This window comes from Nocardia sp. NBC_00403 (assembly GCF_036046055.1).
Classification (GTDB): Bacteria; Actinomycetota; Actinomycetes; order Mycobacteriales; family Mycobacteriaceae; genus Nocardia.
Genome location: NZ_CP107939.1, coordinates 1,238,157 through 1,255,645, shown reverse-complemented (window position 1 = coordinate 1,255,645; position 17,489 = coordinate 1,238,157). Strand labels below are relative to the sequence as shown.

The following is a 17,489-nucleotide window of genomic DNA, read 5'->3' as shown; positions in this document are numbered from 1 at the left end:
GTTGGAACCGAGCGGGTGTACGAATGATGGCTGAGTGTGCTCGAAGACGAGGGCACACACAGCCCGACATTAGGAAGGGACATCGTGGCTGAGTACACGTTGCCAGATCTGGATTACGACTACAGCGCCCTGGAGCCCCACATCTCCGGGCAGATCAACGAGATCCACCATTCGAAGCACCATGCCGCTTACGTCGCGGGCGTCAACTCCGCACTGGAGAAGCTCGAGGCCGCCCGCGAGGCCGGCGATCACGCCGCCATCTTCCTGAACGAGAAGAACCTGGCCTTCCACCTCGGCGGGCACGTCAACCACTCCATCTGGTGGAAGAACCTGTCCCCCAACGGTGGTGACAAGCCGGTCGGCGAGCTGGCCGCCGCGATCGACGACCAGTTCGGCTCGTTCGACAAGTTCCGCGCGCAGTTCACCGCCGCGGCCAACGGCCTGCAGGGCTCCGGCTGGGCGGTGCTCGGCTACGACACCCTCGGCCAGAAGCTGCTGACCTTCCAGCTGTACGACCAGCAGGCCAACGTGCCGCTCGGCATCATCCCGCTGCTGCAGGTCGACATGTGGGAGCACGCCTTCTACCTGCAGTACAAGAACGTCAAGGCGGACTACGTCACCGCGTTCTGGAACGTCGTGAACTGGGAAGACGTGCAGGAGCGCTTCGCGCGTGCCATCGGCCAGGCCAAGGGGCTCATTTTTGGTTAGGCAGCGCCTGCGGCGCTGCGTGTTCGCGGCCCCCTTGGTCTCGCTTCCGAGCCGTCGAGACTCGCGCCTGCGGCGCATGCGCTTCGACGACTCGGAAGCGAGACGGGCCGCGAACTCTAGTGCTCGATCTCGCTGCGCTCGAAAGACATCATCGTGCCGAGCGGGGGCGTCGGGTAGCTGAGGTTGCGACTTCGGTGGATGCGCTCCGGTCGCTCGGAAGCGAGACGGGTCGCGAACTCTAGTGCTCTGGCTCGCTGCGCTCGGAAGGCGTTGTCGTGGCGAGAGGTCACTATTTTCAGGCAGCTCGGGGCGCCACGCCCGGCCTGAAAATGCGGTGTGGCCTGCCTCGAGCACGAACATCACCAACCCGTAGTCGGCACTGCCGACTACGGGTTGGTCCGTTTTGTCTGGTTAGCACTCTTTGGTACTTGTGTGCCAGGTGATTCGTGAGCCATTCTCGAGAGTCCACAGTACGAGGACGGGCAACGCCGCCCCCGGTTCTTTGACGGGAGGCACCATGCACACGAACGGACCGATCGGCATCACGCCGTTCCAAGCTCGCGGATCGCTGCGCGGGTTCGTCATCTCCGGCCGCTGGCCGGATACCACCAAGGAATGGGCGCAGGTACTGGTGCTCGCCGTACGGGTGGCCACCATGCCGGGGCTGCTGACGACCTCGACCGTGTTCGGCGTCCGCGAGGATCTGCCCGACGACCCGCAACCCGGCACGGTGGGAATGGTGCTGGCCGAGGGTCCGGTGCTCGGCGCGGAGGCGCTGGCTCCCGGCCGGTTTGCCGATCATGTGCCGACAGCCCTCCTGATGCTGCATCCGCCCTCGGAAACCCGGCCTTCGCTGCCGGAGTGCGCGGGCGCGGCATCGGGCTGCGTGCTGCTGCCCGGTGTCCCACACCTGGGGCTCGAGCATCGAGCGGCTTGGGCGGAGGCCGAGTCGGACGGCACCATCACCTCGCTGGTCAGCCGGGTGGGCCTGGACCCGATCAGTGATCCCGACACTGCGGTTCTTGCCATGCTGCTCGCCGCGTGAGGGTGCCCGAAAACTGCTACGTGGATCGCCAAACTTATTGTGCGCATTGCGATTTCGACAACAACAAGTTGGCATCCCGGTAGCTACCGGGGTACAGTCGGAAGCAACGAAGGGGAGTAGCCCCCAATCATGCAGTCGACATACTGACCTGCCGCCACACGATGGCGCGGGTCCGGCGGTGTGAACCGGCATAGGTCCGGTGGGCGAGACCTTCGGCCTAGACATCTATTTCGTTGTCGGCCGGAGACGTACCCCGTTCTCCAGGCAGGCAGGCCGGAGACCCGGGAGTGCACACATGATCGCCACGATATTGCTGAGCGTCGGTATCGTCTTCCTTGCCGAACTCGGTGACAAATCCCAGCTGATGGCGCTGACATTCGCGCTGCGCTACCGCTGGTGGGTCGTGCTCGGCGCGATCGCCTCCGCCACCGCGGCGGTGCACCTGATCTCGGTCGGCGTCGGGTTCTTCCTGGGGGCCGCACTGCCGACCCGGGCGATCTCCCTGGTCGCCGCGATCACCTTCCTCGCCGTCGGCCTGTGGACGCTGCGTGAGCATCTCGACGCCGCAGCCGACGACACCGAATCCGCGCCGCCACGCTCGACCACCGCGCCGTATTTCGTGGTGCTCTCGGCCTTCCTACTTGCCGAACTCGGCGACCGGACCATGTTCGCGACCGCTGCGCTTGCCACCGACAACAGTTGGTTCGGCGTCTGGATCGGGTCGACCATCGGCATGGTCGCGGCCGACGCACTCGCTATCGGAGTCGGGATCCTGGTGGGCAAGCATCTCCCGGAACACGTGATCGGGATCTGCTCCGGATTGCTGTTCCTCTACTTCGGTCTTGCGACCCTGCTCGCTGCGGCGATGCCCGGCATGGGAGTAGTGCTCGGTGCCGCGATCGCCGCTATCGCACCCGCCGTTGCCGGTGCCGTGCTGCTCATGCGCGCACGGCGCCGTGGCGCACCATCGCAGTCCCGAACAGATCACCACTGCGACGAACCAGATCCAGTAGCGGCCCGCGCAACCCACGAAGTCCATCCAGATCGTCGGCCGCAATTCGAGCGGTAACCATCGCACTGACCGCCGCGGCGAGGGTCTGACAGGCGAAGCGCTGCTCCTCGGTGCGCGCACCGAGGACATCGGCGATCAAGGCAACGAACGACTCCTGCAGCAGAGCCCGGCGCGCCACCGCCTTGGACCCCACCGCGTAGACCTCGACGAGAAACAACCTGGCATAGGCGGGCTCGTCGGCGAGGCCGTCGAGGTAGGCGCCGAGAATGCGGTCCATCCGCTCGGGATCCGGCGCCGCCGGGCGGTCCCTGTCGGCCTCGGCCGAATCGGCGAGTGGCGCCGCGGCCTCCGCGATACGGGACAGCGATTGGCCGACCGCCCGCTCGTAGGCCGCCTCGAAACAGTCCTCCTTGGAACGGAACTGCTCGTAGAAGGTCTCCCGCGATACTCCCGCACGTTTCAGCACCGCCGCGACCGATGTTCCGACATAACCGTTTTCGGCCATCGCCTCGGCCATCGCGTCCAGGATCCGATCACGCTGCGAGGCGATCACCTGCTCCCTCGGCAGGCCGTGGCGGCCTCGAGGGAGTTGGCGGACGGTGCTGGCCGGTTCGGTCATTCGGTGGCTCCGGGTGGTTCGGTCTGGTTCGGTACTCGGTCACGCTAGGACTATCGCTCCATTCTGCGTGGCCGCGACGGCTGGTCGGTGGTGAAGGGCGCCGCTTCGGTGCGCGCGATCTCGAGCGCCCGCGCAACCCCGCGGCGCAGTGCGATATCGACAGCACGCTGGGCGATCGGCCGGAACGGCAGTACCAGGGCCACCCACCACGGCGAAACAACCTTGCGCTTGCGGCGGGCGATGGCCCGTTCGACCGCATCGATCGCCGGGCCGAGCGGCGCAACGCCCGATACCGTGGACCGGCCGAGGATGGCCCGCGCGGCGGCGGTGCCGAAGCCGCGGGTGGTCATATCGGTGTCGAGCTCGGCGAAGTAGGCGATGCCCACTTTGGCGCCGGAGTGTCTGATCTCGTTGCGCAGCGTGTTGCCGAGCGCCTCGGCTCCGGCCTTCGATGCGCTGTATGCCCCGGCCAGCGGGAGATTCACCGCGGCCGCAAGCGACGAGACGATCAGTGCGTAACCATCCGGGTGGCAAATGTGTGGGCCGGCGGCGCGCAGCGTGTAGTAAACGCCGAGCACGTTGACGGCGAGGGTCTCCTCCATCACCGCGGGATCGCCGCCCAGCAGCGCCAACTGCCGCGCCACCCCGGCATTGGCCACCACGACATCGAGCCCGCCCAGCTCACTGACCAGCGTTGACACCACCCGCTCCACCTGCGCGGAGTCCCCGACGTCGCAGTAACGCCATGGCGCGTCACCGCATTCGTGCGCCACCTCGGCCAGCAGCTCCGCCTCCAGCCCGAGCAGCGCGACCTTGGCCCCGCGCGCGTGCAACTGCCGAGCCAGCGCCGCCCCGATTCCGCGCGCCGCACCGGTGATGAGGATTCGCCGATCCGCGACAGACACGGAGGAGAACACGTTCATATTGCGACGGTACCACCGATGAACATATATGTTCGCAAATAATCTTGGGCACCACAGACAGTGGAGAGTGCCGTGATCAGGCTCTCACCCTGATTGGTTCGCGACTGCCCCGCCTACGCTCGGCCCGGCGCGGGCTCCGGACGGACTGCGCCGGGCTGCACCTATTAGGGTGCAATTGACGAAAGGCCAACTGGCTGTCACGAACGAGAGGACCATCGTGGAGATTTCGGGTTCCGCCGCCATTGTCACCGGAGGCGCATCCGGCCTCGGCGCCGCCACTGCCAAGCGTTTCGCCGAACTGGGCGCCACCGTCTTCGGCTTTGATGTGCCGCAGTCGATCGAGCGCGCGGGCGACAACGTGCCCGAGGGTGTCACCCTGATTCCGGCCGATGTCACCAGCAACGACGAGGTCAGCGCCGCGGTCGCCACGGTCGTCGAGTCCGGTGTGCCGCTGCGTATCGCCGTGAACTGCGCCGGCGTCGGCTGGGCAGGCCGCATCCTTTCCAAGAACGGCCCGCACGACCTGGAGCTGTTCCGCACGGTCATCACGGTGAACCTGCTCGGCACCTTCAATGTCATGCGCCTGGCCGCCGACGCTATCGCCAAGACCGACGCGGTCGACGAGTACGGCCAGCGCGGCGTCATCATCAACACCGCCTCTGTCGCCGCTTTCGAGGGCCAGATCGGCCAGATCGCGTACTCCGCCTCCAAGGGTGGCGTGCACGGCATGACCGTGCCCGCCGCGCGCGACCTGGCCCAGTTCGGCATCCGCGTGAACACCATCGCCCCCGGAATCATCGACACCCCGATGCTGGCCGGTGTCACCGAGGAGTACCGCAAGGGCCTCGAGGCGGGCGTCCCGTTCCCGTCCCGCCTCGGCCGCCCCGACGAGTACGCGCAGCTCTCGCAGTACATCGTCGAGCACGACTACCTCAACGGCGAGACCATCCGCATGGATGGCGCGCTGCGCATGGCCCCGCGGTAATAACCTGCCGTACAAACACCTGCACCCCGTCACTCCGGCCCGGCCGGAATGGCGGGGTGTTCGCGTTACCGGGCGAGATCAGGGCTGCGGCTTGTGGCCGATGCCGAGGAAGGCCGTGGTGGACAACGGGTGATTCGGGCGGTAGTTGTCCGCGAGGTAGGCGCGCATGAGCGCGGCGCGCTCGGCCCAGACCTCTTCGCCGACGTTGCGGCGCGTCAGGACCATCGAGGCGCTGCTGCGGACCATCGTTTCCCACATCTCGTCGGCGCTGCCGAAGGTCAGCGAGGTGGTGTGGCGCTGAATGCTCACGCCCGCGAATCCGGCCATGCGCATTTCGGTAGCGAAGACGTCCGGATTCTCCAGGCTCTGGAAGTTGGGCTGCGGCTCCTGGATGCTCGGGTCGGCGGCGGCAAAGGCGCCGAACATCATTCGCATGAGCGGCGACTCCACGACCGGCGCCCAGCTCGACACCACCGCGGTGCCGCCGGGGCTCAGCACCCGGAACAGTTCGGCGAACCCCTTGGCACGGTCCGGAAAGAACATCAACCCGAACATCGAGAAACCGGCGGCGAATCGGTCCGCATCGAACGGCAGCGCCTGCCCATCCCCCACCCGAGCCTCGATATTGGTCAGACCTGCGGCGTCCGCGGCCGCGACGAGCCTGCGGATCATCGGTTCGGAGAAATCGATGGCCTGCACCTGCGCCACCCGCTCGGCGGCGAGCAGACTCAGCATGCCCGTTCCCGTCGCGATATCGACGACCTGCGAATCCACCGTCAATCCCGCCAGTTCGAGCGCGCGAGCGGAGAAAGGCTCCATGATCGCGGGCGCGAATTCCGCGTATCCGTCGGCGACGAGATCCCAAGGTTCAGCGGCCGCGAGCGGGTTTCCTGGCATTCGGACGATCCTTTCGACTCGCCCAAGGCTAGTCGCGCCACCCGCGAGGCCCTACCCACCCATGCGAATATCACTGTGCGCGAAGGACTTCTACGCGAACCGAAACCTCTGGCACATCCGCCACGTCGCCATTGTCATCGAAAGTTAGCCGGGTGACGGGCCGGTTGCGGCCCGCCACCCGGTTTGACCACGTGACAACTGATTTCGTGAGCACATGGGTAACTCACGGGGTACCAGCGAACCCAGCTCACCACCACACCGCCAGCCGCCGACGCGACTGGCGATGCACACGAGTCCGGCCTGAAGACGCGGAGAGGCGGACTAGCTGTACTGACCTGAGAGGTTAGTAACGCGGCTAGCGGGCGGGTGGCCTGCGAGTGCGGTGTGGCCGCGGTGGTGATTGTAGGTGTGGAGCCAGGTGGTGAAGGCTGCGCATCGTTCAACATCGCTGCGGTAGAGCCGCGCATAGGCCCACTCGTCGGCCAGGGTGCGGTGGAAGCGTTCGACCTTGCCGTTGGTTTGGGGCCGGTAGGGACGGGTGCGTTTGTGGACCACCGGCCCTAGGGCCTCGGCGAAGGTGCGGGATCGGTAGCAGGACCCGTTGTCGGTCAACACCTTTCGGGTGATGATGCCGTTGGCGGTGAACCAGGCGTTGGCGCGTGCCCAGAACGCGGCGGCGGTTTCCTTGCGCTCGTCACCGAGGAGTTCGGTATAGGCCAGCCGGGAATGATCATCGAGGGCAGTGTGCAGGTAGTGGTAGCCGTGCATCGGGTTGCCGTGAACATTGTTGACCCTGGTTAGCTTGTGCGCCTGGGAATTTCGGTTGCCAGCGGAACGGCCGAGCTTGCGCCAGCCACCGCCGTCGGGGATCTTGCCGAGTTTCTTGACGTCGATGTGGATCAGATCGCCCGGGGCATCGTGTTCATAGCGGCGTACCGGTTGGCTGGTGGCGCGGTCGAGCCAGCGCAGCCGTGCCAGCCGGTAGCGGGTCAGGACCCGGTGCACCGTCGAGGGATGCAAGCCCAGTAGGTAGGCGATGCGGGCCGGTCCCCATCGGCGCAGCACACGAACTTTGATGATGCGGCGTTCGGTGCGAGTCGGTGTCCGGCGCGGGCTGTGATGTGGTCGCGAGGACCGATCGACCATGCCCGCCGGGCCCTGCAGGCGATAGCGACCCGCCCACCTCGACGCGGTGGTGGCCGAGACCTGGAACCGTTCGGCCGCCCGGCGGAGCGGCCAACCTTCATCGACGACACAACGAGCAAGACGCAACCGGCCCAACTCCGTGAGCGGGGCATTACGGTGAGACACGAAGACCTCCGACAGGTGAATGCGTTCCTAGACAGCTCGCACTTCACTCGGAGGTCTTCGCCATGTCAGCTCGCCACGCCGTCACCAACGTCCATGGTCAGTACAACTAGCGGGACAGCGAGCTCAGAGCGTGCGGGTGAGCCGATCGGTGAGGATGTGCGCGAACCGGGCCGGGTCCTTCAGCTCGCCGCCCTCGGCCAGAACCGCTGTGCCATAGAGCAGTTCGGCGGTTTCGGTGAGCTCGGGAACCTTGCCCGCGTCGGCGTCCTCTTTGCGGGTGTCGTAGGCGTCGCGCAGACCGGTGACCAGCGGATGTGCCGGGTTGAGCTCGAGAATCCGCTTGGTTTCCGGGACCAGTTGGCCGGAGGCGCGATACATCCGCTCCAGCATCGGGGTGAAGTCGAAGACATCGCCGACCAGACAGGCAGGAGAGGTGGTGAGCCTGCTGGTCAGGCGCACCTCCTTGACGCTGTCGTCGAGGGCCTTGCCGAGCCAGGTGAGTACCTCGGCGAAGTCCTTGTCCTGCTGTTCGCGCAGCGCCTCGGAGGCTTTCTTCTCCTCCTCGGACTCCAGATCGACCTCGCCCTTGGCGACCGACATGAACGGCTTGCCGTCGAAGTCGGTCACCGAACCGACCCACATCTCGTCGACCGGGTCGGTGAGGATCAGCACCTCACGGCCCTTGGCCTTGAAAGCCTCCATGTGCGGAGAGCTCTCGACCTGCTGACGGCTCTCGCCGGTCATGTAGTAGATCGCGTCCTGGCCGTCCTGCATCCGCTCGACGTACTGCGCCAGCGTGGTGAGCTCGGCGTCGGAGTTCGTCGAGGCGAACGACGACACCCGCAGCAGGGTCTCGCGGTTGTCGAAGTCCGAGAGCAGGCCCTCCTTGAGGACACGGCCGAACTCCTTCCAGAAGGTCTGGTACTTCGCCTGGTCTTCGGCTCCCTGCAAGTCCTTGACGGTCGAAAGGATCTTCTTCACCAGGCGCTTGCGGATCATCTGGATCTGCCGGTCCTGCTGCAGGATCTCGCGAGAAACGTTGAGCGAAAGGTCCTGGGCGTCTACCACACCCTTGACGAAGCGCAGGTACTCCGGCATCAGCTCTTCGCAGTTGTCCATGATGAACACCCGCTTCACGTAGAGCTGCACGCCGCGCTTGTGCTCGCGGGTGAACAGGTCGAACGGTGCGTGCGACGGAACGAACAGCAGCGCTTGGTATTCGAACGTGCCCTCGGCCTTCATCGGGATGATCTCGAGCGGATCGTCCCAACCGTGGCTGACGTGCTTGTAGAACTCCTTGTACTCCTCGTCGCTGACCTCGCTCTTCGGGCGGGTCCACAGCGCCTTCATGGAGTTGAGGGTCTGGTCCTCGACGATGGTCTTCTCGGTCTTGTCCTCACCCTCGCCCTCGGTGACGGTCCGCTCGACCTGCATGCGGATCGGCCAGGCAATGAAGTCGGAGTACTTCTTGACGATCTCGCGGAGCTTCCACTCCTGGGTGTAGTCGAAGAGGTGGTCGTCCTCGTCGGCGGGCTTGAGGTGCAGCGTGACCGCGGTACCCTGCGGCGCCTCGTCCAGCGTCTCGATCGTGTAGGTGGACTGGCCGGTGGACTCCCAGCGGGTGCCCTCGGTCTCGCCTGCCTTGCGAGTGGTCAGCGTGACCTTGTCGGCGACCATGAAGGTCGAGTAGAAACCGATACCGAACTGGCCGATGAGCTCTGCCGGGTCGCCGGTGGCGGCCGCGGCGCTCTTGGCCTCGTTCAGCTTCTTGCGCAACTCCGCGGTGCCCGACTTGGCCAACGTGCCGATCAGATCGACAACCTCGGCGCGCGACATGCCGATGCCGTTGTCCCGCACGGTCAGGATCCGCGCGTCTGTGTCGACCTCCAGCTCGATGTGCAGATCGGAGGTGTCGACGTGCAGATCCTTGTCCCGGTAGGACTCCAGCCGCAGCTTGTCCAGGGCATCGGAAGCGTTGGAGATCAGCTCCCGTAGGAACGTGTCCTTGTTCGAATAGACCGAGTGGATCATCAGCTCGAGCAGCTGATGGGTTTCGGCCTGGAACTCGAGTTCTTCGACGTGCTCAGTCACGTCGCGATACTACGACGCCCGAAATCGGCGAGCGCAGGAACCTCGAGGTCTGCGCTGTGCGGACCGGGTTCGCGCGGGTGCATCCACTCGCGCAGCACCATGGTGGCCCGCACATCGTCCTCGTTGTATTCCAGCAGCCGGGTGCGCTGACCGAGGTCGGGTTCGCTGTCGTAGCCGACGGCGCGCCGATACCAGCTCATCGACGCCTCGCCACCCGCCTCGGGATCGCGCCATGCGAAACCCGCGACCGGTGCGATCTTCTTCAGACCCTTGCCGTTCGGGCAGATGAACTGGTCGGAGACGGCCTGGAACATGTCCACCCACTGTGGCCCGTCGACGAACGAGCGCACCTGGTCGACCGTCGGCACCCCGGGTCGCCCTGCGAACCGGCGCGCCGACTCGTAGAGCCACTTGTCTTCGGCGGTGCGCGAATAGCAGTAGGCAGCAAAGGTTTTCCCCGCCGTGGCGGCCTCGGCGCGCACCGTCATCAGCCAGGTCCAGAACTCGCCGAAGGAGCGGCCCTCGTCCTCGGTCGGCAGCGGATCCCAGGTGACGAACGGCCGATACTGCCCGTCGAGCAGCGTGCCCCACAGGTAGGCGCCGTATTCCTGGAAGCTCTCCAGGTCTACATCCACCTCGACATCGGCTCGGCGCACCCACACCTTGTCGACCTTGCGGACCAGCGGCGCGCCGGCGAGCCACGCTCGTGCGGTCACCACGGCTTCGTCGAACGGTCCGTGCTGCCAGTCCTCCGGATCGTCGCCGACCCAGGCGGCCAGATCGTCGATGGTCTGCACGCCGTGCCCGCGCAGCACCTCCGCGCGCGAACCCGGCGCCACCAGGCTCACGTCCCGATGGTCGGTCAACCAGCCCTCACAGCTGACGCCCTCGGCGCTGCCCTCGCCGGCGGCACCCCGGCTCCACCACGGGCACTGCCTGCACTCGGGCACCTTCGAGGGCACCGTCGGCGATTCGCCGCGGACCACCGCGATCCGGTCGGCGTAGCGCCGGTCGTAATCGGCGAGCAGCGGGCCGAGATCGTGCACGAGGATGCGGTCGAAGTGATACCCGATCACGCCGCCGACCAGGGCCGGGCTGGCCAGTCCGTGGCGCTGGAGCATCCGATAGAGGTGCGCGAGACGCTGCTGATCGCGCGGCTGCTGACGCAGTTTGCGATGCGGATCCGGTTGCGGATCCCAGTGATACAGATCCGAGGTGGTCGGATGGAAGTCGGCGGGCTCGGGCTGACGCGGGTCGGTCACCTTGTGGTTGACCACAATCACCGGGATGTAGCCGCCGCGGTCCAGGTCGCGCAGCAGGATCTCCGAGCCGCCGCGTCGGCCGGTGTCGGGCTCCTGCGGCAACAATCCGCCCCAAATATGGTGCGTCCCTGCGGCACACGCACGCAGCGTCGCCTCGGATCGCGCTCCCGCGCGCAGCGTCGGGTCGATCACCAGCCAACTGTCCGGAGCTGCCGCGATCAGCGCTTCTCGCACCTGCGTCCGGTGCGCCGAGGCGGCCTCGCGCCGCTGCTGAACCCCGGCATCCTCGCTCACACCGGTCAGCATCTCCGGATGAGCCGCGTTGAGATGCAGCCGATGCCGACACCCGATCAGCGCCCTGGCATCGACGAAAGCCGCCGTGGCATCGCGCGGCCGATCGTCGGCTGTGCCGTCACGATGGCCGCCCTCGTGATTGCGACCGTTGCGATCGCCGATGCCCGAATACACGTATGCAGTATGGTCCCTACCCCCGACAACTCCGCGAACCGCATGACCGACCTGCACAGAGTCCTCACCGGCACCGTGGCGAATGAGCTCGGCCCACATCTCGACCACAACGGTGCGAATCTTGTGAGCGTCCGTTCGCGATCCTCTTGTTGCCGAGTGGGCAAGGCCGGGAGGTGCCCCGGGGCGGGCGAATGTCCGACACTCGCGCAAGCGCCGCAGGCCCGCGTCTCGGCCGCTCGGAAGCCAGACCGAGGGGGCCGGGAACACGCCGTGCCGCAGGCGCGGCACATCGGACACAAGCTAGGGTAGCGACAAACGTGACATGGGGCGGACGGGCGTTCCCCGACGTCGTACTGCCATGGCAAACCAGCATGACGGAGGGCCTTCGATGGGGTTGTTCACGAAGCGCAAGCGGCGCCCGAGCCGCAAGGCCGAGGCGAAAGCCCTCAAGCACAAGGCCGGCTTGGAGGCCAAACTCGGCGCGAAGAACGATCGCAAAGCCCGTCGCGCCGAGGCCCGCACCCAGCGCAAGGTCGCCAAAGCACAGATCTCCGCACTGCAGGCCGAAGAGAAGGCCGCACTGAAGCTGGCCGCGAAGGCCGAGCGGGATCCGTTCAGCGCCGGCCAGGTTCGCAAATACCTCGGGGTGGCCCGCGTGCTGATCCCCGTCCTCGCGCCGCTGGCCTATCGCGCCGCGACATTGATTCGCGGTCAGATCGATAACCGTCGCGCCCACCAACTCGGCATCGGCATCGAACAGCTGGGCGACTTCAGCGGTCACGGCGCCAAGCTCCAGGCCCGTATCGCCAATGCCGAAGGCGCACTTGGCACGATCGGCGACAGCAAGAACGGCGACGGCAAGACCTTCGTCAAGGCCACGCAGGATCGGCTCGACAATCTGACCGCCGCCGTGCGGACCGCGGAGCAAATGCCCGCGCCGCGCCGCCGCGCTGTGCACACGTCGATCTCCACCGAGTTGTCCGGGATCGAGGCGGACGTCTTGGCGCGCCTCGGCGTGGGCTGACCTCCCACCCGCGATGCGCACCGGTCCGATCACCGGCAGCCTGCGCGGCTGCCTGGTCGGCCTCGTGCTCGGTGCGCTCGCGATAGCCGCACACGGTCCGGCCGGTGGCGGCTATCCGGATTCGGCGCAGGCGGCGCTGATGCTGCTCATCGCCGCCTCGGTCGGATGCGCCACAACTAGGTCGCCGATCGCGCGCCGACCCATCGGGTTGCTCGGTGTGCTCGCGGGCGGACAACTGGCAGGCCACTTGGTGCTGTCCGGATTGCTCGGCCACGGTCACGATTCCGGCGTCGGCACATCCATCCAGCTGCCCACGGCCGCGCTGCCCACCGGCTGGATGCTCGCCGCGCATGTCGTCGCGACGCTCGGCTGTGCGGCGCTGATCGTGTCGGCCGAGCGGCTCTATGCGATGGCGTCCGGCGCGCTCCGGACGGTGCTTACCGCGCCGCGCCGCGCCCGGAGCACCGACCAGGCCCGCTGGCCCGATCCCGGCCTGCGGCACTACCGCTTTCATCCAAACGGCGCGATCGGTCCGCGCGCGCCACCGGTGCCCGCCTGACCCGCTCGCACCATTTTCCTTCGGAGAGAAAGCCTTTCATCCCATGCGTAGTTCCCTTTTGCGTGCGTCCTGCACGACCGCGGTCGCCGCGGGCCTGGTCATAGCCACCGGCGGCACCGCGGCAGCGCACGTCACCGCCGACGCACCCGGCGCCCAACAGGGCGGATATTCGGTGGTCACCTTCAAGGTGCCGACCGAATCGGAGACCGCGAGCACCACCGCACTCACCGTGACCCTGCCCGCCCCCAAGAGCGCGCGCACCGAGCCCATGCCCGGCTGGAGCTCCAAGATCGAGCGCAACGAGAAGTCGGAGATCACCGCCGTCACCTGGACCGCCGACCCGGGCACACCCGGCGTCGGGCCCGGCCAGTTCCAGCGATTCGCCCTCTCGATCGGCCCACTGCCCGCACAGGCAATGCTGAGCTTCCCGGCCAAGCAGACCTACAGCAATGGCAAGGTCGTCAACTGGGATCAGCCGATGGGCAGCGACGGCACGGAGCCGGAGCATCCGGCCCCGAGCATCACCCTCGCGGCCGCGAAGGCCGGCGAAGACGAGCACGGGTCGACCGCCGAAGCCGCGGACCAGGAATCCGACGACGCCGATGACAGCACTGCCAGGTGGCTCGGTGGCATCGGCCTCGCGCTCGGTCTGCTCGGTGTCGCACTCGGCCTCGGCAACGTGATCCGCGGACGACGCTCATGACCACGGCGCGCCGCCTGCTCACCGCACTCTTCGCGGGTCTGCTGCTGCTCGGCGTCGGGCTGGCCGCCGCAGGCACCGCCGCCGCGCACTCGGCGGCCACCGACAGTTCGCCGGAAGACGGTTCGACTATCGACGCGAGCCCGGCACGGGTCAGCGTCACCTTCAACGAGGATCTGCAGACCAGCTTCCCGTCGCTGACCGTCGTCGGCCCGGACGGCAACCTGTGGTCGAAGGGGACACCGACCGTCGCGGGCAAGTCGGTCAGCGTCGAGGTGGGTGAGCTCGGCCCGGTCGGCGAGTACACCATCGCCTACCGGGTGACTTCCGCCGACGGCCATCCGGTGAGCGGAACCAGGAAGTTCACCCTCGGTAAGGCAGGCAACGGCGTCCCCGGGCCGAAGCCGGGCGCCAAAAGCGGCGCGGCCGACGACGGCGGCTCGAACGGTATTCCGTTGTGGGTGTTCATCGTCGGCGCGGTCCTGCTGTTCGGCGGCGGCCTGGCGTTCGCGCTGTTCGGCGGCAGGAGCCGGAAACAACCGTGAGCGGTGTGACGGCCGGCGGCCGGGACGCGCGGATGCTGCTGCTGGCCGTCCCGGCCGGCCTGCTCGGGGTGTTGCTCGCCTGGGCGCTGGACATCCCGGCGCCGATACCGACCGAGGGCGGCGTCCGGGTGATCGCGGACGGCACGGGTGCGACCGTGCTGGGGCTTGCCGCGCTCCCCCGGGTGCATCCGCGAGCGCAGCCGCCGTGGCGGCTGCTCGCCGTGCTGGCAGGCATCTGGTGCGCGGCCGAGCTCGCGGTGCTCGCCTTCGAGGCCGCCGACATCGTCGGGGTTCCGGTGACACGCCTGGGCGGCGGACAGTTCGGTACCTTCCTTGTCGAGATCAGCGGCGGACAGGTCGGCATCGCGATCCTGGTGGGCACCCTCGCGATCGCCTGCTACTGCGCGCTGGCCTTCCGCCGACCCGACGCCGCATCGACCGATCTCGTGCTCGTATTCGCGGCCGTGACGCTGGCGCTGCGGCCGATCACCGGGCACATGTCGCAGCAGCCGTTCGGTTCGGTGCTCGGCGCGGTGCACGCGCTGGCCGCGGCGGCCTGGTTCGGGATGCTGGTCGCGCTCGCGCTGGTAGTGCGCACCCGTGGCGAATGGGCGGTCACGATACCGAGGTATTCGGCAGTGGCGTTGCCGTTGATCGCGACGGTGGCGACCACCGGGGTCGTCAACGGGCTGGTGCGGATCGGCGGGCCTGCACCGTTCGTGACGACCGGCTACGGCCGCATCCTGCTCGCGAAAACCCTTGTGCTGGTTGGCTTGCTCGCGCTCGGCTGGTGGTGGCGGCGCAGCTGGGTGCGGCGCGCTGCGGACCATCGGATGACCGCTGAGGCGTCATTGCGCAGGGCCGTGCTCGAGGTCGGCGTGATGGCGCTGGCGTTCGGGCTGGCCGCGACACTGGCCGTGACAGCGTGACCAGGTAGGCCCAGCACGCCGCAGTTACAGTGACTTCATGACCGAAGTGAAAATCGTCGAGGACTGCACGGCGTCGGCCGAAACCGCTTTCGCCTATGTCAACGACTACCGCAATCTGCCGCGGTTCATCTCCGAGATCCACGAATTCACCCCGGTCACCGACCAGGTCGAGGGCGTCGGCGCGACCTTCGACGGCGTCATCAAGCTCGGACCCGCCACGCTGCATTCGCGCATCCAGGTCGTGCGCTGGGAAGAGCACGCCGCGATCGCGGTGAAGTCGATCAAGGGTTTCGAGATCGAATCCACTTTTCTGTTCCACGACAAGGGCGAGGCGACATGCACCGTCGATGCGATCGTGGAGTACCGCGTCCCCGGCGGTCTCGCCGGACGCGTCCTCGGTAAGACCATCGAGCCGTTCGTGAAGCTCGCTGTCAAGCACTCCACGCACAACCTGACCACTCAGATCGCCGAATTCCACGCGAGCAGGCAAAGCTGAGTTCCGATATGCCCTGCACCCGGCCCATCGGGTCGGGTGCCCAACTTGTCCGGCCTGCTCACCACCGAGGATGCTGAGTCCATGGCTGAACGCACCACCCCGACCTTCCCGCAGCGGATCGGTTACGCCTGCGGTCGAACGCTGCCCGCGTCGATGTCGGAGTGGGTGCGCGATGATCTGACCGGGCAGGGGGCCGCGCGTCGCTATCTGATGCGGTTTCTGCTCCCGGTGATTCCGGTGCTCATGCTGTTTCTGTTGGTACCCGGCCCGAAGTGGATGGGCTTGGCCATGATGGCGCTGTTGTATCTGCCGCTGATCTACTTCACGATCGCGCTGATGTATGTCTACCGGCGCAGCCGCCTGATCAAACACGGCCTCGATCCGAGTCTCGCCGACTCCGATGCCCGCCGCCGTGGCGAGGCCGAACGACAGGCCTACGAACGCAGACACGGGCGCGCCTGAAGTTTGCCGAGTTGCCACGGAAAAACTGGCGGTGACTTATACCACAGGCATAGCCTGGACCTATGAAGACTCCCACGATACGGCAGCGGATCGCCTACGATCTGGGCCGCGAGCTCCCCGAGGAGCTGCACGAGTGGGTTATCCGCGACCTCGTCGGCCACGGGGCCATGGAACGCTATCTCGTCCGGTTTCTGGGACCGATCATCCCGTTCTTCGCCCTGGTGTTGCTGTTCCCCGGCCCGATGCCACTGAAGATCGGCCTCATCGTGATGATGATCGTTCCGCTGGTCATATTCACGGTCGCCCTCGGCTATGTGTGGCGGCGCTTCCGGCTGGTCCAGCACGGTTTGGATCCGGAACTCGTAGATCACGGGAAGATCTCCGAGCATGATCGGGATCTCTACGAGCTGCGGCACGGCCACCGGTAACAATCGAGCTACCCAGCCACCACGCGCGAGTCTTACGAGCGCAGTTCGCGGCCCGGCTTGCGTCCGAGTGGCCGAAGCGCATGCGCCGCAGGCGCGAGTCTCGGCCGCTCGGACGCAAGCCTGAGGGGGCCGCGAACACGCAGCGCCGCAGGCGCTGCAAAAATAACGCAGTGACCGAATCGCAGAACGCTGTTGCCACCGCCGATCTCGCCGATGAAATCGGCCCCGAGATTCGCAGCTGCGACACGCAGTTCATTCAGTTCGGTGGCCACGCGACATTCTCCGGGCGGATCACCACGATCCGCTGTTTCCAGGACAATCTGCTGGTCAAGCAAACGCTGAGCGAACCGGGCAATGGCGGCGTACTGGTCGTCGACGGCGGCGCTAGTGTGCACACCGCGCTGGTCGGCGACATCATCGCCGGCCGCGGCGTTGCCAACGGCTGGGCCGGTGTCATCGTCAACGGCGCAGTGCGCGATTCAGCGATTCTGCGCACGCTGGAGATCGGCATCAAGGCCATCGGCACCAACCCGCGCAAGAGCACCCAGACCGGCAGCGGCGATCGGGACGTCCCGGTCGAGTTCGGCGGCATCACCTTCACCCCGGGCGACATGCTCTACAGCGACCACGACGGCGTCGTGGTCCGCGCGGAGGACTGACCGGCCGGGGAACCGGTCACTCGCCTGCCACGCGAGCTCTGTGACCGGCGATGGTGACCACGTCGCCGGGGTGCAGTTGGCGGCCACGACGCAGCTCGACCTCGTCGTTCACCCGGACCAGACCGGAGGCGATGACCGTCTTGGCCTCCGAGCCGGACTCGATCAGGTTGGCCAGCTTCAGGAACTGGCCGAGTCGAATGACGTCGTCATCGATCGGCACATCGACTGGATCGGACATGGGTACATCCTTACCCTTCGCCCGGAAACAACGAAACGCCAACCCCCATCGTGACGACTGACACGCACGTATGACGCGCCCATAACCGACATGCCCGGGCGATCTTGGAGCATCGATGCCGTGACACC

General features: G+C 66.8%; 19 protein-coding genes and 1 pseudogene. 13 read left to right on the top strand and 7 right to left on the bottom strand.

What is annotated here, in order from left to right:
* Window positions 1-84: 84 nt before the first annotated feature.
* The 3 genes from OHQ90_RS05350 (at window position 85) to OHQ90_RS05340 (ending at window position 2,822) form a co-directional block, all read left to right on the top strand.
* The gene (locus tag OHQ90_RS05350) at window positions 85-708 is read left to right on the top strand and encodes a superoxide dismutase (RefSeq protein ID WP_328407884.1); all 624 of its coding nucleotides are present in this window, start codon (window positions 85-87) and stop codon (window positions 706-708) included.
* 517 nt (window positions 709-1,225) lie between these two features.
* Window positions 1,226-1,753, top strand: coding sequence for a peptidase (locus OHQ90_RS05345; RefSeq protein ID WP_328407882.1), 528 nt, complete (start codon window positions 1,226-1,228; stop codon window positions 1,751-1,753).
* A 295-nt stretch (window positions 1,754-2,048) separates the two neighbouring features.
* On the top strand, window positions 2,049-2,822 hold the full coding sequence (locus tag OHQ90_RS05340) for a TMEM165/GDT1 family protein (protein ID WP_328407881.1): 774 nt from the start codon (window positions 2,049-2,051) through the stop codon (window positions 2,820-2,822).
* Between the two features lie 391 nt (window positions 2,823-3,213).
* On the opposite strand, the pseudogene OHQ90_RS05335 reads toward OHQ90_RS05340, so the two are convergent.
* Window positions 3,214-3,270, bottom strand: a pseudogene (locus tag OHQ90_RS05335) (hypothetical protein); the annotation flags it as partial.
* A gap of 164 nt (window positions 3,271-3,434) precedes the next feature.
* Entirely contained in the window at window positions 3,435-4,307 is an 873-nt protein-coding gene (locus OHQ90_RS05330; protein ID WP_328407879.1) for an SDR family NAD(P)-dependent oxidoreductase, read from the bottom strand.
* A 217-nt stretch (window positions 4,308-4,524) separates the two neighbouring features.
* Here OHQ90_RS05330 and OHQ90_RS05325 point away from each other — a divergent pair, with 217 nt between their 5' ends.
* A complete protein-coding gene (locus tag OHQ90_RS05325; RefSeq protein ID WP_328407877.1) occupies window positions 4,525-5,292 on the top strand; it encodes an SDR family NAD(P)-dependent oxidoreductase in 768 nt (255 codons plus the stop codon).
* Between the two features lie 78 nt (window positions 5,293-5,370).
* Here OHQ90_RS05325 and OHQ90_RS05320 read toward each other — a convergent pair whose 3' ends face one another.
* From OHQ90_RS05320 to OHQ90_RS05305, 4 genes are all read right to left on the bottom strand, one after another.
* The gene (locus OHQ90_RS05320; protein ID WP_328407875.1) at window positions 5,371-6,189 is read right to left on the bottom strand and encodes a class I SAM-dependent methyltransferase; all 819 of its coding nucleotides are present in this window, start codon (window positions 6,187-6,189) and stop codon (window positions 5,371-5,373) included.
* Between the two features lie 321 nt (window positions 6,190-6,510).
* Window positions 6,511-7,500 (bottom strand): IS481 family transposase, encoded by a 990-nt coding sequence (locus OHQ90_RS05315; RefSeq protein ID WP_328399578.1) that lies wholly within the window; start codon window positions 7,498-7,500, stop codon window positions 6,511-6,513.
* 123 nt (window positions 7,501-7,623) lie between these two features.
* Complete coding sequence (gene htpG / locus OHQ90_RS05310) at window positions 7,624-9,591, bottom strand: molecular chaperone HtpG (RefSeq protein ID WP_328407873.1); 1,968 nt, start codon at window positions 9,589-9,591, stop codon at window positions 7,624-7,626.
* Entirely contained in the window at window positions 9,588-11,207 is a 1,620-nt protein-coding gene (locus OHQ90_RS05305; RefSeq protein WP_442941446.1) for a TM0106 family RecB-like putative nuclease, read from the bottom strand. Before OHQ90_RS05305 ends, htpG begins: the two co-directional genes overlap by 4 nt.
* A 502-nt stretch (window positions 11,208-11,709) precedes the next feature.
* Here OHQ90_RS05305 and OHQ90_RS05300 point away from each other — a divergent pair.
* The 9 genes from OHQ90_RS05300 to rraA all read left to right on the top strand — a co-directional run bounded on the left by OHQ90_RS05300 (window position 11,710) and on the right by rraA (window position 17,123).
* Window positions 11,710-12,345 carry a DUF6474 family protein gene (locus OHQ90_RS05300; protein WP_328407871.1) on the top strand — a complete coding sequence of 212 codons (636 nt, stop codon included), beginning with the start codon at window positions 11,710-11,712 and terminating at the stop codon, window positions 12,343-12,345.
* A 13-nt stretch (window positions 12,346-12,358) separates the two neighbouring features.
* Complete coding sequence (locus tag OHQ90_RS05295; RefSeq protein ID WP_328407869.1) at window positions 12,359-12,904, top strand: hypothetical protein; 546 nt, start codon at window positions 12,359-12,361, stop codon at window positions 12,902-12,904.
* Window positions 12,905-12,947: 43 nt separating this feature from the next.
* Window positions 12,948-13,607 carry a YcnI family copper-binding membrane protein gene (locus OHQ90_RS05290; protein ID WP_328407867.1) on the top strand — a complete coding sequence of 220 codons (660 nt, stop codon included), beginning with the start codon at window positions 12,948-12,950 and terminating at the stop codon, window positions 13,605-13,607.
* On the top strand, window positions 13,604-14,149 hold the full coding sequence (locus OHQ90_RS05285) for a copper resistance CopC family protein (protein WP_328407866.1): 546 nt from the start codon (window positions 13,604-13,606) through the stop codon (window positions 14,147-14,149). Before OHQ90_RS05290 ends, OHQ90_RS05285 begins: the two co-directional genes overlap by 4 nt.
* A gap of 32 nt (window positions 14,150-14,181) precedes the next feature.
* Window positions 14,182-15,078, top strand: a complete 897-nt coding sequence (locus tag OHQ90_RS05280) for a CopD family protein (RefSeq protein WP_328412570.1) — start codon at window positions 14,182-14,184, stop codon at window positions 15,076-15,078.
* A gap of 37 nt (window positions 15,079-15,115) precedes the next feature.
* Window positions 15,116-15,574: an SRPBCC family protein gene (locus tag OHQ90_RS05275; protein WP_328407865.1), complete on the top strand. Its 459-nt coding sequence runs from the start codon at window positions 15,116-15,118 to the stop codon at window positions 15,572-15,574.
* 81 nt (window positions 15,575-15,655) lie between these two features.
* On the top strand, window positions 15,656-16,036 hold the full coding sequence (locus OHQ90_RS05270; RefSeq protein WP_328407864.1) for a DUF5313 family protein: 381 nt from the start codon (window positions 15,656-15,658) through the stop codon (window positions 16,034-16,036).
* A gap of 62 nt (window positions 16,037-16,098) precedes the next feature.
* A complete protein-coding gene (locus OHQ90_RS05265; protein WP_328407863.1) occupies window positions 16,099-16,464 on the top strand; it encodes a DUF5313 family protein in 366 nt (121 codons plus the stop codon).
* A gap of 170 nt (window positions 16,465-16,634) precedes the next feature.
* Complete coding sequence (gene rraA / locus OHQ90_RS05260) at window positions 16,635-17,123, top strand: ribonuclease E activity regulator RraA (RefSeq protein WP_328407862.1); 489 nt, start codon at window positions 16,635-16,637, stop codon at window positions 17,121-17,123.
* A 16-nt stretch (window positions 17,124-17,139) separates the two neighbouring features.
* Here the strand turns inward: rraA and OHQ90_RS05255 are convergent, their stop codons facing one another.
* Window positions 17,140-17,361 carry an RNA-binding S4 domain-containing protein gene (locus tag OHQ90_RS05255; RefSeq protein WP_328407861.1) on the bottom strand — a complete coding sequence of 74 codons (222 nt, stop codon included), beginning with the start codon at window positions 17,359-17,361 and terminating at the stop codon, window positions 17,140-17,142.
* Window positions 17,362-17,489: the final 128 nt, after the last annotated feature.